The sequence below is a fragment of the Rhodoferax sp. GW821-FHT09E07 genome, assembly GCF_059416145.1.
Map to the genome: position 1 here is coordinate 99,589 of NZ_JBWKOP010000002.1, position 13,274 is coordinate 112,862.

At 63.1% G+C, this 13,274-nt stretch carries 9 protein-coding genes; 3 read left to right on the forward strand and 6 right to left on the reverse strand.

From position 1 onward, the window contains the following. Nucleotides 1-13: 13 nt before the first annotated feature. Both AC07OE_RS03695 and purL read right to left on the reverse strand, forming a co-directional pair. On the reverse strand, nt 14-652 hold the full coding sequence (locus AC07OE_RS03695; RefSeq protein WP_495069223.1) for an NAD(P)H-dependent oxidoreductase: 639 nt from the start codon (nt 650-652) through the stop codon (nt 14-16). A 142-nt stretch (nt 653-794) separates the two neighbouring features. After that, nucleotides 795-4,820 (reverse strand): phosphoribosylformylglycinamidine synthase, encoded by a 4,026-nt coding sequence (gene purL / locus AC07OE_RS03700; RefSeq protein ID WP_495069224.1) that lies wholly within the window; start codon nt 4,818-4,820, stop codon nt 795-797. Nucleotides 4,821-4,981: 161 nt separating this feature from the next. Here purL and AC07OE_RS03705 point away from each other — a divergent pair, with 161 nt between their 5' ends. Further along, on the forward strand, nt 4,982-5,530 hold the full coding sequence (locus AC07OE_RS03705; protein WP_495069225.1) for a response regulator: 549 nt from the start codon (nt 4,982-4,984) through the stop codon (nt 5,528-5,530). 30 nt (nt 5,531-5,560) lie between these two features. Here AC07OE_RS03705 and AC07OE_RS03710 read toward each other — a convergent pair whose 3' ends face one another. Next, nucleotides 5,561-6,079 carry a DUF2059 domain-containing protein gene (locus AC07OE_RS03710; protein WP_495069226.1) on the reverse strand — a complete coding sequence of 173 codons (519 nt, stop codon included), beginning with the start codon at nt 6,077-6,079 and terminating at the stop codon, nt 5,561-5,563. Between the two features lie 76 nt (nt 6,080-6,155). On the opposite strand from AC07OE_RS03710, the gene map reads away from it, so the two are divergent. Continuing rightward, nucleotides 6,156-6,965, forward strand: coding sequence for a type I methionyl aminopeptidase (gene map / locus AC07OE_RS03715; protein ID WP_495069227.1), 810 nt, complete (start codon nt 6,156-6,158; stop codon nt 6,963-6,965). A 28-nt stretch (nt 6,966-6,993) separates the two neighbouring features. Next, nucleotides 6,994-9,591 carry a [protein-PII] uridylyltransferase gene (locus tag AC07OE_RS03720; protein WP_495069228.1) on the forward strand — a complete coding sequence of 866 codons (2,598 nt, stop codon included), beginning with the start codon at nt 6,994-6,996 and terminating at the stop codon, nt 9,589-9,591. Here the strand turns inward: AC07OE_RS03720 and def are convergent. From def to AC07OE_RS03735, 3 genes are read right to left on the reverse strand one after another with little or no spacing between them, the layout of a single operon-like run. After that, nucleotides 9,588-10,127, reverse strand: a complete 540-nt coding sequence (def, locus tag AC07OE_RS03725) for a peptide deformylase (RefSeq protein WP_495069229.1) — start codon at nt 10,125-10,127, stop codon at nt 9,588-9,590. The two genes, AC07OE_RS03720 and def, sit on opposite strands and share 4 nt — an antisense overlap. Beyond that, nucleotides 10,124-12,190: an NAD-dependent DNA ligase LigA gene (gene ligA / locus AC07OE_RS03730; RefSeq protein WP_495069230.1), complete on the reverse strand. Its 2,067-nt coding sequence runs from the start codon at nt 12,188-12,190 to the stop codon at nt 10,124-10,126. The genes def and ligA overlap by 4 nt, the downstream gene beginning before the upstream one ends. A gap of 16 nt (nt 12,191-12,206) precedes the next feature. Continuing rightward, nucleotides 12,207-13,250, reverse strand: a complete 1,044-nt coding sequence (locus AC07OE_RS03735; RefSeq protein ID WP_495069231.1) for a cell division protein ZipA C-terminal FtsZ-binding domain-containing protein — start codon at nt 13,248-13,250, stop codon at nt 12,207-12,209. Nucleotides 13,251-13,274: the final 24 nt, after the last annotated feature.

The following is a 13,274-nucleotide window of genomic DNA, read 5'->3' on the forward strand; positions in this document are numbered from 1 at the left end:
CGTTCCGCGGCGATCAGGCCACTTCGGTGATGAACTGTTCGCGGGGGCGGCGCACCTTCTTCAGGTTCACCAGCCAGTCGCCTTCATCGGCGCGGTAGCCCAGCGGCAGAATGGCCACGCTGCGCAGGCCGCGGGCTTGCAGGCCCAGAATTTCGTCCAGCGCTTTGGGGTCAAAACCTTCCATGGGCGTGGCATCCACTTGCTCTTCGGCCGCGGCAATCAGCGCGGTGCCCAGGCCAATGTAAGCCTGGCGGGCAGCGTGCTGGTAGTTCACTTCGGCTTCGCGCTTGGGGTAGCTGCCCAGCAGCATCTGGCGGTAGTTTTCCCAGCCTTCGTTCTTGAAGCCGCGCTCGGCGTTCACCAGGTCAAACATGGCGTTGATGCGCTCGGCGGTGTAGTTGTCCCAGGCTGCGAACACCAGCAGGTGCGATGCGTCGGTGATTTGTTCCTGGTTCCAGGCGATGGGCTTGATCTGTTCGCGCACGGACTTGCTGGTCACCACAAACACTTCATAGGGCTGCAGGCCGCTGGAGGTGGCGGTCAGGCGCACGGCTTCCAGAATGCGGTCCACCTTGTCTTGGGGCACCACTTTGGCGGGGTTGAACTTCTTGGTGGCGTAGCGCCATTGCAGTTTGTTGATCAGGTCGGACACAGGAGAAACCTCAAAATTAGTTGCTATGGCAAGTATTTTGGGCGGCTTTGCCAAATAACAAGGGAGCGGGCCCGAATTCACCGAGCCCGCTCCCCTCATTCTGTCGGCGCCAAGCCAAGGCGCACGAAATGTGTTAGCCGCGTCAATCCACCCAGCGGCGCGCGTTGTGCCACAGCTGCATCCACGGGCTGTGCTCGCTCGTGTCCAGGCTGGTCCAGCTCATTTGCACATTGCGGAACACACGCTCGGGGTGCGGCATCATCGCGGTGAAGCGTCCGTCCGCCGTGGTCACCGCGGTCAAACCGCCGGGGCTGCCGTTGGGGTTGAACGGGTAGGCCTCGGTGGCCGCGCCGCTGTTGTCCACGTAACGCATGGCGGCAATCGCCTTGTCCGCGTTGCCGCGGTACTTGAAGTTGGCAAAGCCTTCGCCGTGGGCCACGGCGATCGGGAGGCGCATGCCGGCCAGGTCCTTGAAGAAGAGGCTGGGCGACTCCAGCACCTCCACCAGCGAGAGACGCGCCTCAAAGCGCTCGCTCTGGTTGGTGGTGAAGCGCGGCCAGTCTTGTGCGCCCGGGATGATGTCGGCCAGCTCGGCAAACATCTGGCAGCCATTGCACACGCCCAGGCCGAACGTGTCCTGGCGCGCGAAGAAGGCCTTGAACTGGTCGGACAGGCCGTCGTTGAAGGTGATGGAGCGGGCCCAGCCAATGCCGGCGCCCAAGGTGTCGCCGTAGCTGAAACCACCGCAGGCCACCACACCCTGGAAGTTCTCCAGCTTGGCGCGGCCGGTTTGCAGGTCGGTCATGTGCACGTCGTAGGCCTCAAAGCCGGCTTCGGTGAAGGCGTAGGCCATTTCCACATGCGAGTTGACGCCCTGCTCGCGCAGCACCGCCACCTTTGGTCGGTTTTTCAGGATCGCCGGTGCTACGTTTTTCGTAGCTGCTCGCGCAGATTCCACGAGGGCTAGCGCCTTGTTTGGCAAGTAAACGTGCAGGCCCGGGTCGTTCTCTGCGCCTGCCGCGGCGTGCTCGGCATCGGCACACACGGGGTTGTCGCGCTGCTGGGCAATCTTCCAGCTCACGGCGTCCCACACCTGGTGCAAGTCAACCAGCTTGGCGCTGAAGATGCTCTTGGCGTCGCGCCAGATCTGCAGCTCGCCCTTGCCGGCGGCGATGGCGTCAGCGGCGGGGCGCGTTTTGCCAATGAAATGGCTGAATTTGGAGAGGCCATGCTCGCGCAGGGTGGCCATTACCTCCGAGCGCTCAGAGGTGCGCACCTGCAGCACCACGCCCAGCTCCTCGCTGAACAAGGCCTTGAGCGTGAGTTCGTCCCGGCGGGCACCCACCTGCCCTGCCCAGTTTTTGCTGTCGCCCACATCCATGCGGCTGTCGGAAATGCCATCGCCTTCGGTGACCAGCATGTCCACATTGAGCGCCACGCCCACACGGCCGGCAAACGCCATTTCGGCCACCGTGGCCAGCAGGCCTCCGTCGCCGCGGTCGTGGTAGGCCAGCACCTGGCCCTTGGCGCGCAACGCGTTCACGGCGTTGACCAGGTTCACCAGGTCCTTTGCATCGTCCAGATCGGGCACCTTGTCGCCCACCTGGTCCAGCGTTTGCGCCAGAATGCTGGCAGCCATGCGGTGCAGGCCCTTGCCCAGGTCCACCAGCACCAGCGTGGTGTCGTCGGTCGCGTTGAGTTGCGGGGTCAGCGTGCCGCGCACGTCGGCCAGCGTGGCAAAGCCGCTCACGATCAGGGAGACGGGAGACGTGACCTTCTTGTCCTTGCCTTCGTCCTTCCACTGCGTGCGCATGGACAGGCTGTCCTTGCCCACGGGGATGGAGATACCGAGTGCCGGGCACAGCTCCATGCCCACGGCCTTCACCGTGGCGTACAGAGCGGCGTCTTCACCGGGCTCGCCACAGGCGGCCATCCAGTTGGCCGACAGCTTGACGCGCGGCAGCTCGATGGGCGCAGCCAGCAGGTTGGTGATGGCCTCGGCCACCGCCATGCGGCCGGAGGCCGGCGCGTCCAGCGCGGCCAGCGGCGTGCGCTCGCCCATGGACATGGCTTCACCGGCAAAACCTTTGAAGTCGGCCAGCGTGACTGCGCAGTCGGCCACCGGCACCTGCCACGGGCCAACCATCTGGTCGCGGTGCGTCAGGCCGCCGACGGTGCGATCGCCAATGGTGATCAGGAAGCGCTTGGACGCCACGGTCGGGTGCGCCAGCACGTCGATGACTGCTTTCTGGATGTCCACGCCGGTCAGGTCCAGCGGCTTGAAGGTGCGCGCCACGGTCTTCACATCGCGGTGCATCTTGGGCGGCTTGCCCAACAGCACGTTCATGGGCATGTCCACGGGCGACTCGGCACCCTCGTCCACCAGTTGCAGCTGGCGTTCTTCGGTAGCGACACCAATCACCGCAAACGGGCAGCGTTCACGTTCGCATAGCGCCGTGAACTGTTCCAGCGACTCAGGCGCAATCGCCATCACATAGCGCTCCTGGCTCTCGTTGCACCAGATTTCCTTGGGCGCCATGCCGGACTCTTCGAGCTTGACGGCGCGCAGGTCAAAGCGCGCACCGCGACCCGCGTCATTGGTAAGCTCAGGAAAGGCGTTGGACAGACCACCGGCGCCCACGTCGTGGATCGCCAGGATGGGGTTTTGGTCGCCCTGCATCCAGCACTGGTTGATGACTTCCTGTGCACGACGTTCGATTTCTGGGTTGCCGCGTTGTACGGAGTCAAAGTCCAGTTCGGCCGCGTTCGCGCCCGTGGCCATTGAGCTCGCCGCGCTGCCGCCCATGCCGATGCGCATTCCGGGTCCGCCCAACTGGATCAGCAGGCTGCCGGCGGGGAATTCGATCTTGTGCGTCTGGCCCGCGTCGATGATGCCCAAGCCGCCCGCGATCATGATGGGCTTGTGGTAGCCGCGTGCCACGGTGTCCACATCGCTGGCCACGGTCTGCTCGTATTCACGGAAGTAGCCCAACAGGTTGGGACGACCGAATTCGTTGTTGAATGCCGCGCCGCCCAGTGGGCCTTCGACCATGATCTGCAAGGGGCTGGCGATGTGTTCGGGCTTGCCCAGGATGCTGCCCCAGAGCTTGGAGACGGTGAAACCGGTCAGGCCCGCCTTGGGCTTGGAGCCGCGGCCAGTCGCGCCCTCGTCACGGATTTCACCGCCTGCGCCGGTGGAGGCACCGGGGAAGGGAGAGATCGCCGTCGGGTGATTGTGCGTCTCCACCTTCATCAGGATGTGGTTGGTTTCGCTACGCTTTTCATAGCTGGCCGCGCTGATATCACGGGGGCCAGAAGCCGATTTGGCTACAAAGCGCTCGACCTGCACGCCTTCCATGACGGAGGCATTGTCCGAGTACGCCACCAGCATGTACTGGGGGTGCAGCTGGTGCGTGTTGCGGATCATGCCGAACATGCTCTTGTCCTGCGCCACGCCGTCGATGGTGAACTGGGCGTTGAAAATCTTGTGGCGGCAGTGTTCGCTGTTGGCTTGGGCGAACATCATCAGCTCCACGTCAGTGGGGTTGCGGCCCAGCGTGGTGAAGGCGTTGACCAGGTAGTCGATCTCATCCGCGGCCAGGGCCAGGCCGAACTGCGTATTCGCCTTGACCAGCGCATCTTTGCCACCACCCAAGACATCCACATGGTCCATGGGCGCGGGCTGCAGCGCGTTGAACAGCTCCTGCGCCTGGGCGCGGTCCAGCATGGCGCTTTCGGTCATGCGGTCGTGCAGGAGCGCGGCAACCTGTTGCAGTTGCTCGGTGCTCAGTGCTCCCTTGGACAGCAGACCACTTTTGAGTGTGAGGCGGTACTCCACCAGACGTTCGATGCGCTTGACGGTAAATCCGCAGTTGTGGGCAATGTCTGTCGCTTTGGAGGCCCAGGGGCTCACGGTGCCGAAACGGGGGCTGACCACAATCGCCACGCCTTCAGAAGTGCCGGCGTACGGGTCCCCATAGGTCAGCAGCGCGGCCAGTTTGTCGGCCAGGGGCTGGTCCAAAGCGGTTTCGGTGGCCACCAAATGGACAAAACGGGCCGAAATGCCCGAAATTTTGTCGTGTATGCCCTGCAATTGCGGCAAAAGTTGTTGAACGCGAAAGTTACTCAGGGCGTTGCCGCCTTCGAAAGAGGTGATATGCAGGGTCACGGTGGTGGCCTAGGAAAGATGAAGCGTCGCCCGAAGGGCTGGATGGGTGAGCGGTGATTTTAACTGGCTGCACGGTCGCTCCCGGGCACGCGGTCCACGACAAAAAGTGGACAATTTGTCAGAGGGCCAGCGGGCCCGACAAACACAGTGGAGTTTCGTTGGTGGCGATTTTTTCCAAATTCCGCAGCATTTTTACGGCGCCCGGCGCCACGGCTGAACCACTGCCCATCGTGGACCCCACGGGGCAGTTGCCCGAGCGCCGGCTGCGCCCACGCCTGAACGCCCGGCCGGACCTGCGCATCGTGGTGGTGGACGACTCGGCCACCGTGTGCGCCGCCCTGCGTAAGATCCTGCAGTCCATTGGCCTGGACGTGCGCGTGGCCGCCAGTGCTGAAGCGGGCCTGGACATGGTGCTGGCCGACCCGCCGGACCTGATCTTTCTGGACATCGTGCTGCCCAAGATGAATGGCTTCTCCGCCCTGCGCGTGCTGCGCCGCAATCCGCTGACGCGCAACATCCCGGTCATCATGATCAGTGGCAACGAGCAGGCCACAGAACAGTTTTTCGGCAGCGCCATTGGCGCTGACGACTTCATGAAGAAGCCCTTCTCCCGCATGGAAGTGTTCGAGCGCATAGAGCGCCTGCTGGACGACGGCCTGGTGCCACGCCGCAAAACGCCGCTGACCATGCCCGCGCCGCTGGGCAGCTGAGCCACGCAGTGGTCCGGCTCGAGAGACGGACTAGGGAACCTTCGGCGTCTTCTTCGGCAGTGCGCCCAGTTCTTGGATCATTTGGTCAGTGGAGGCCTTCAGCTTCTCCATGACGGGTGCCATCAATGAGGGCATTGCGGCCATGATGGATTGCATGATTTGTGGCATTTTGTTCATCATCGATTTGCCGGCGGGGCTTTGGTAGAACGTCAGAATTGCGTCGACCTCTTCCTGCGTGAAGTGCTGGGTATAGAGTTGCACGTACAGCGGCCTCAGGCTCTGGCCAGTTACCGATTCAGTGATGATGTTTGCGGACCGGGCCACGTAGGCATCGATCACTTTCTGCTCTTCTGGACTGGGTTTGTGGTTTTTCAGCGCCTGGTCCATGCTGGCTTTCATGCCTGCCATAAGCTGGGGTTTTACGCCCTCCATGATCTTGTCCGCCTGAATGAGGCTCAGCAGTTGCTCTATGGACTCCGGCGTCGGGGGCGCTGCCTGCGAGACCATGGAACACGCCGCGATGAGCGATGCCACAAGAATACGTTTCATCTTCTTCTCCCTGAAAACTGCGATGCTAACGGCAATGGAGCACGCAAACGCATGGTGTCTGGGATAATCTGGCCCCATGACTATCACCTACAAAGACGCTGACGGCATCGCAGGCATGCGCGTCGCCGGCCGGTTGGCTTCCGAGGTTCTGGACTACCTCACTCCCTTTGTCCAACCCGGCGTCACCACCAACGCGCTCGACAAGCTGGCGCACGACTACATCACCCAGGTGCAAGGCGGCATTCCCGCCCCGCTGAACTACACGGGCGGAGGCAACATCCCCTACCCCAAGTCGATCTGCACTTCGGTCAACCACCAGGTCTGCCACGGCATCCCGAATGACAAGCAGCTCAAGAAGGGCGACATCGTCAACATTGACGTGACCGTCATCAAGGACGGCTGGCACGGCGACACCAGCCGCATGTTCATGGTCGGCGATGTCTCCATTGCTGCCAAACGCCTGTGCGCCATCACCTATGACGCCATGTGGCACGGTATCCGCATGGTCAAGCCCGGCATCCATCTGGGTGACATCGGCCACGCGATCCAGAAATTTGCCGAAGGCCATGGTTTCAGCGTGGTGCGCGAGTTCTGTGGCCACGGCATTGGCCGCATCTTCCACGAAGAGCCCCAAGTGCTGCACTACGGCCGCCCCGGCACGCTCGAAAAACTGGTCGAAGGCATGACCTTCACCATCGAGCCCATGATCAATGCCGGTGGCAAGGACATCAAGGACGGCCCTGAAAAAGACGGCTGGAGCATCGTGACCAAGGACCGTTCGCTCTCCGCCCAATGGGAGCACACGGTGCTGGTCACCCCCACAGGCTATGAGGTGATGACGCTGTCGGCGGGCAGCCCGGCCACGCCGGCCTTTGTGGCCGCCTGAGTTTTTCCTTCCCCCCATTCCAGCACCCATGATCGAGCTGCAGGCCCTGCGCGCCGAGTACCGTGCGCACAAAGCGCAGTTGTTACAAACCATTGCAACGCCCCAGTCCACCGGGCGCGCGGTGCGCAAGGTGTTGCAGCGCATGTCACTGCTCACCGACAGCGTGCTGGTGCGGCTGTGGCAGCACGCGGGGCTGGGCGAGCCCTATGCCCTGCTGGCCGTAGGCGGTTTTGGCCGGGGCGAATTGTTCCCGCACTCCGATGTGGATGTGCTGGTGCTGCTACCCGATGGCCAGGCGCCCGAGTTCGATCCTGCCCTGCAAAAGAAGATTGAAGCCTTTATCGGAAGCTGCTGGGATGTGGGCCTGGAAATTGGCTCCAGCGTTCGCACGCTGAGCGACTGCCTGGCCGAAGCCGCCAAGGACGTGACGGTGCAAACCGCGCTGCTGGAATGCCGCCTGATTACCGGCAATGCTGGCTTGGTGGCGCAGTTCCAGCAGGCGTTCTTCGCCGCCATGGACCCCAAGGCCTTTTATGTGGCCAAGACGCTGGAAATGCGCCAGCGCCACACCAAGTTTGAAGACACGCCCTACTCGCTGGAGCCCAATTGCAAGGAGTCACCCGGCGGCTTGCGCGACCTGCAGGTCATTCTGTGGGTAGCCAAAGCTGCAGGCTATGGCGACAACTGGCAGGCCCTGGCCGCGCGTGGCCTGGCCACCGATTTCGAGGTCAAGCAGATCCAGCGCAACGAGACCCTGCTGTTGCTGATTCGCGCACGCCTGCACCTGATTGCCAACCGCCGCGAAGACCGCCTCATATTTGACATGCAAAACGCGGTGGCCGAATCGTTTGGCTACACGGCCCCGCCACCCGAAACGGACAAGCGCAGCTTTGTGCGCGCCAGCGAAGCGCTGATGCGTCGCTACTACTGGGCCGCCAAGGCCGTGACCCAACTGAACCAGATCCTGTTGATGAACATTGAGGAGCGGCTCAACCCTTCCACCCATGCGCCACGCCGCATCAATGACCATTTCAACGACAAGGCCGGCATGATCGATGTGGTCAGCGACGACCTGTACCGCCGCAACCCACACGCCATCCTGGAGACCTTTTTGGTCTACCAGACTACGGTGGGCGTCAAAGGCCTGTCGGCCCGCACGCTGCGCGCGCTGTACAACGCACGTGACCTCATGGACGCCAAGTTCCGCAGCGACCCCGTCAACCGCGCAGCGTTCCTGAGCATCCTGCAACAGCCCGAAGGCATCACCCATGCGATGCGGCTCATGAACCAGACCTCGGTGCTGGGCCGCTACCTGTGGGTGTTCCGCAAGATCGTGGGGCAGATGCAGCACGACCTGTTCCACGTTTACACCGTGGACCAGCACATCCTGATGGTGCTGCGCAATGCACGCCGCTTTTTCATGGTGGAGCATGCGCACGAGTACCCCTTCTGCTCACAACTGGCCTCCGGCTGGGACAAGCCCTGGATTCTGTACGTGGCCGCGCTGTTCCACGACATTGCCAAGGGCCGCGGCGGCGACCACTCCGAGCTGGGCATTGTGGAAGCCCGCCGCTTCTGCAAGCAGCATGGCATTGCCGCGGAAGACTCCAGACTCATCGAGTTCCTGGTGGGCGAGCACCTGACCATGAGCCGCATTGCGCAAAAGTCAGACCTGTCTGACCCTGCCGTGATCACCGAATTTGCCAAGCGTGTGGGCAATGAGCGCTACCTGACTGCACTGTATTTGCTGACGGTGGCCGACATCCGCGGCACCAGTCCCAAGGTCTGGAATGCCTGGAAGGGCAAGCTTCTGGAAGACCTCTACAAGTACACGGCCCGCGCTTTGGGGGGCCGTGCGCCCGATCCCGACGCCGAGGTGGAAGCCCGCAAGCGCGAAGCGCTGGTCATGGTGGCGCTGTACGCCATGCCCTTTGAGGCGCACAAGCCGCTGTGGGACACATTGGACGTGAGCTACTTCATGCGCCACGATGCGGCCGACATTGCCTGGCACACCAAACAGTTGTCCCGCCATGTGGCGACGGACCAGCCCATTGTGCGGGCGCGCCGCTCTCCCGTGGGCGAAGGCCTGCAGGTGTTGGTCTACACGCAAGACCAAACCGACCTGTTTGCCCGCATCTGCGGCTATTTTGACCAAGGCGGTTTCAGCATTCTGGACGCGCGCATCCACACCACCAACAAAGGCTATGCGCTGGACACCTTTCAGATCGTGACCACGGCGGACATGGACGAACACTACCGCGAGATGACCAGCCTGCTGGAGAGTGGCCTGGCCCAGGCCATTGCCGAGGCTGGCCCCCTGCCCGCCCCCAGCCGCGGACGGGTGTCGCGCCGGGTCAAGAGCTTCCCCATTGCACCGCGCGTGTCGCTCAAGCCCGATGAAAAAGCACAGCGCTGGTTGCTCAATATCTCGGCCAGCGACCGCCTGGGGCTGCTCTACAGCGTGGCGCGGGTGCTGGCGCGCCACCAGATTGAAGTGCAGCTGGCCAAGGTGGCCACGCTGGGCGAGCGGGTGGAAGACACCTTCCTGATCCACGGCCCCCAGTTGCAGCACAACCGCGCGCAGATCGAGATTGAGACCGAGCTGCTGGACGCGCTAAAGGCTTAGTCGTCCTCGGTGGCCGCAATGCCAGGGAATAGCACCTCGGTGTAGCCGAATTGGGCGAAATCCCTTACCCGCATCGGGTAGAGCTTGCCAATCAGGTGATCACACTCGTGCTGCACCACGCGCGCATGGAAACCGTCCACGGTGCGGTCGATGGCGTCACCGTATTGGTCAAACCCCGTGTAGCGGATATGCGCCCAGCGCGGCACCACGCCGCGCAGGCCCGGCACGGACAAGCAGCCTTCCCAGTCGCTCTCCTCGGCATCGCCCAGTGGTGTGATCACGGGATTGATCAGTACCGTGGGAGGTACGATGGGCCGGTCCGGGTAGCGCGGGTTGCGGTCGTTGCTGCCGAAGATGACCAGCTGCAGATCCACACCAATTTGTGGCGCAGCCAGGCCGGCGCCATTCACGGCGCGCATGGTGTCCAGCATGTCGGTGATCAGCAAATGCAGGGCGTCTGTGTCGAACTCGGTGACCGGCTGCGCCACGCGCAGCAGGCGCGGGTCGCCCATCTTCAAAATGTCACGTACGGTCATTTCAGCATCTCCAGCATGGCGGCTTCGTCCAACACCGGCACCCCCAGCTCCTGGGCCTTGTCCAGTTTGCTGCCGGCTTCTGTGCCAGCCACGACGTAGCTGGTTTTCTTGCTGACAGAGCCGGCGACCTTGGCACCTGCGGCTTCCAGCAAATCCTTGGCCTGGTCTCGGCTAAGCGTGGGGAAGGTACCGGTCAGCACAAAGGTTTTGCCTGCCAGCGGCTTGGGTGTTTGCGCTGCGGCTTCGCCCTCTTCCCAAGCCACGCCACAGGCACGCAGTTGCTCCACGACCTCACGGTTGTGGGCTTGGGCAAAGAACGTGTGCAGGCTCTTGGCGACGATGGGCCCCACGTCGTTGACAGCCAGCAGTTGCTCCTCAGAGGCGTTCATGATCGCATCCAGTGTGCCGAAATGGCGCGCCAAGTCCTTGGCCGTGGCCTCGCCAATGTGGCGAATGCCCAAGCCATAGAGGAAGCGCGGTAGCGTGGTCTGCTTGGATTTTTCCAGTGCATCGACGATGTTTTGTGCCGATTTCTCGGCCATGCGGTCCAGCGCGGCCAGGGTGCTCAGACCCAGTTTGTAGAGATCGGGCAGCGTTCGGATGGTGTTGGACTCCACCAGTTGGTCCACCAGTTTTTCGCCCAGGCCCTCCACCTCCACGGCACGGCGCTGGGCGTAGTGCAGGATGGCCTGTTTGCGCTGGGCCGGGCAGAACAGACCGCCACTGCAGCGGTGGTTCATTTCGGTTTTTTCCCGCGCCACATCGCTGCCGCAGATCGGGCATGTGCGGGGCATGCGGAAGTTGGGCACATAGGTGGCACGCGGACCTGTGCTCACGACACCCACCACTTCCGGGATCACATCACCCGCGCGACGCACGATGGCGCTGTCGCCCACGCGCACCTTCTTGCGCCGCAGCTCAAAAAGGTTGTGCAGCGTGGCGTTGGACACCGTGGTTCCGCCCACGAATACGGGATCGAGCCGCGCAACGGGCGTGAGCTTGCCGGTGCGGCCCACCTGCACATCAATGCCCAGCACCTTGGTCACCTGCTCCTGGGCCGGGTATTTGTGGGCCACGGCCCAGCGCGGCTCGCGCGTCACAAAGCCCAGCTGGCGTTGCAGCGCCAGGCTGTTGACCTTGTAGACCACGCCGTCAATGTCGTAGGGCAACTGGTCGCGCGAGGCACCGATACGCTGGTGATACGCTACCAATTCAGGAGCGCCTCGCGCAATATCTACGAGGGCTGCAACCGGAAATCCCCAAGATTTCAAGGTTTGCAGCATGGCGTAGTGGGTGGTAAATGCAGGGCCACCCTGCTCTGCGGGCGTCACGTCCCCCAGGCCATAGGCAAAGAAACTCAGAGGCCGCTTGGCCGCAATGTTGGGGTCCAGTTGGCGCACGGCGCCAGCGGCGGCGTTGCGCGGGTTCACAAAGGTTTTCTCACCCTTCTCGCGCTGTTTCTCGTTCATGGCCTCGAAGTCATCGCGGCGCATATACACCTCGCCCCGCACTTCCAGCACGGCGGGCACGCCTTCAGGCAGGCGCAGCGGGATTTGGCCAATGGTGCGGATGTTCTGTGTCACATCCTCGCCATATTCGCCGTCCCCGCGTGTGGCAGCCTGCACCAGCACGCCCTGCTCGTAGCGCAGGCTCATGGCCAGGCCGTCGAACTTGAGTTCTGCTACGTATTCCACAGGCGCATCGGCTTCGGACAGGCCCAGCTCTTTGCGCACACGGGCGTCGAAGGCCTGGGCACCAGTGGATTCGGTGTCGGTCTCGGTGCGGATGCTGAGCATGGGGACCACATGGCGCACGGTGGCAAAGGCGTCCAGCGGCTTGCCACCTACGCGTTGTGTGGGCGAGTCGGGCGTCACCCATTCGGGGTGCGCGGCCTCGAGGGTCTGCAGCGCCTGGAACAGGCGGTCGTACTCTGCATCGGGGATGGCCGGTTCGTCCAGCACGTAGTACTGGTGTGCATGGTGGTGCAGTTGCGCACGCAGCGCCTGCAATTGCACGTAGTCCGGCGTGGCCGGCTCGGAAGAAAACAAGTCCAGCGTCGCCATACCTGACCCAGAAAAATTAGCTGAACAAACGCCGTGCCAGTGGCGAACCCGCCGCCAGGTCCCGCTGCTCCAGCGTGTCGTAGAGGGTTTGCAGCTCGGTACCGATGACGTCCATGGTCTGCGCGGCCAGAGGCTGGCCATTGTCATCGGTGACCACACCTTCCATGGCCTGGGCCAAGGCCGAAGCCGCCTCGCGCATGCGTTCAAAGGGTTGTTCGGCGCGGTCCACCTGGGCCACGTCCAGATGCAGGCTGATGTCGCGGATGGCGGATTGGGCCGGGTCTTCGGCCAGCGCGGCCTGCGAATCAAAGCCCAGCACCAGCAACGGAGGCAGACCGTCCACCGACGATGGCAACACCATGCGGCCGGGAATCACGCCCGGCACAAAGCCCAGGCGCGCAGCATTTTGCTGGATGTAGCCAGGGCTCCACGATGCGTTGCGCGCGCGGATGGTGAAACCCAGTTGGGCATCGTGTGCGCTGGCAAACTGGTCCAGCTCACGCGCACGGGCCACTTCGTCCAGCATCTCGGGAAACTCGGGCGTGGCATTGATGGCATCGGCAAAGGCCTGGGTTTTGACCACAAATTCGGAGTACTCGATCTCGTTGAGCGCACCGGACCGATTGGCCAACTGCACGCCGGCCTGAAAGCCACCGTAGCGCTGACCCAGGGCGGGTGTCTCCCAAACTAGGCAGAACAGGTTGTAACCCTCTACTGAGAACGGCTTGGTGCCTGCACGGCGCGTGCTGGGCAGGGCTGCCAGTGCGGCTTCGCCCGATACCGCGGTCACGGACGGGTCCAGCGCCACGGTGGCAATGACGTCGATCAGCGAGTCCATCGCCGGGCGACGGGGCGCCTGGGGCAAGGTGAAGGCAGGGGTTTCCAGCGCGCTGTCCGACAGCGTGGGTTCGCGGTTGGCCGCGGGCGGCGCATCGTCACCAGCAGGCTCAGGTTGGGCTTGTCTTGGCGCATTGCGGCGCGAGGTCCAGGCGCTGTGCGCCACCACGCCGGCCAGCACAATGCCGCCTGCAATTGCCAGTCCGAGTTGTAGATTGCTCATCGTAGGGATCTAGTGTGGGTTTCC